Origin of the sequence: Streptomyces sp. NPDC006510 (genome assembly GCF_040611955.1) — a bacterium.
Classification (GTDB): Bacteria; Actinomycetota; Actinomycetes; order Streptomycetales; family Streptomycetaceae; genus Streptomyces.
This window is the reverse complement of record NZ_JBEXPH010000468.1, coordinates 1-1,287: the sequence shown is the minus strand read 5'-3', so window position 1 is coordinate 1,287 and position 1,287 is coordinate 1. Positions and strand designations below refer to the sequence as shown.

General features: G+C 66.1%; 2 protein-coding genes. Both read right to left on the bottom strand.

Features of this window, described 5'->3' with window-relative positions; all coding sequences use genetic code 11:
• Positions 1–92: 92 nt before the first annotated feature.
• A complete protein-coding gene (locus ABZY11_RS44560; protein ID WP_356484629.1) occupies positions 93–251 on the bottom strand; it encodes a hypothetical protein in 159 nt (52 codons plus the stop codon).
• Positions 248–1,090: an IS5 family transposase gene (locus ABZY11_RS44555; protein WP_356484628.1), complete on the bottom strand. Its 843-nt coding sequence runs from the start codon at positions 1,088–1,090 to the stop codon at positions 248–250. The genes ABZY11_RS44560 and ABZY11_RS44555 overlap by 4 nt, the downstream gene beginning before the upstream one ends.
• Positions 1,091–1,287 lie beyond the last annotated feature (197 nt).

Below are 1,287 nucleotides of genomic sequence, written 5' to 3'. Positions count from 1 at the left end.
CGCGTTCACGCAGTTCATCGGGGTACTTACGGGGAGCAGCCATGATCGGCATCCTTCCGGGTCTTCGATGTCTCCATCAAACCCGGGGCGATTCAGAGATCGCAGACAGTGATGACGGTGCCGGCGAGGCCGAGAAAGGCGTCGATGACGGTGGCCTGGAGCTCGGGACAGCGGGCGAGGCGGTGGAACTCGTTCTGCCCGGCAGTTGGGTCATGGGCGCGGTCCGCATGGCACCGTCGGCGTGTGCTCATGGGCGGCGGTGCGGGCGTTCGTCCCAGCGGTGGGTTGTCCATGCGTGGCGGATCAGGCTGCGTACGGTGATGGTGGTGTCGGCGAGATCGAAGAACGCGTTGATCACGGTGGTCCGGCGCTCGTAGCAGCGGGCGAGGCGCTGGAAGGCGTTCTGCCAGGCGTGGGTACGCTCCACGTGCCACCTCTGACCTGCCTGCATCGGCGCCTTCTCGCCTTTGTGCGCGATCCGGCCGTGCAGGCCGCGTTCGGCGAGCAGGGCGCGGGTCTTGTCGGAGTCGTAGCCGGCGTCCAGGTGCACGGTCACGTCGTCGGGCAGGGGTCCGAGGTCGTCCAGCAGGTCCAGGGTCGGGGCGAGCAGCGGGGAGTCGTGGCGATTGGCTCCGGCCAGGACGCGGCCCAGCGGAATGCCGTAACCATCCGTCATGCCCGAGCGTTTCAGTCCCTGTTTGCCACGGTCGACCGGGGAACGCCCGGCCACCTCACCGCCACCAGGCGCCTTGGTGATGCAGCCGTCCACGGCGATCTGGTCAAGGACGAGGCCGACAATCCGGTCGTAAGCGTCGAGCGCGATCCGCCTGAGCTCGGCGAAGACGCCCAGCCGTATCCACTCGTCGCGGCGGCTGCGGATCGTGGTGGCCGAGCACGTCGTATCCGCTATCGCCTCGTAGGAACAGCCGAAGCGCAGCAGTTGCAGCAACTTGTCGAAGACGACCCGGTCGCTGATACGCCTACGGTGGCAGCCGAGTGGATGGTCCGGGTGGTACTCCGGCCGCACGGGCAACAGGACCGCGAACTGGTCCCAGAGCGGTTCGGTCAACCATGACGGCAGAACAGGCACAGATCTCCCCAGTAATCACAGAGCGTCGCAACTCCATGATCAACTGTGGCCTGTGCCCGATCTGCTGCCGGTGTCCCCAGCCGCGCCTATCCGCGTGGCCGCTAAGTCATTGCGCATCACGTCAAGTTGATCAGTTTCCGGTCCAAGGCGACCGCGAAGAACGGGACCTCTGCTACAGAGGTGAAGCCGACCAAGGT

What these genes read in the sequence shown, in the direction of transcription:
- ABZY11_RS44560 (WP_356484629.1), bottom strand. Translation starts at nt 251, where the DNA reads ATGAGCACACGCCGACGGTGCCATGCGGACCGCGCCCATGACCCAACT.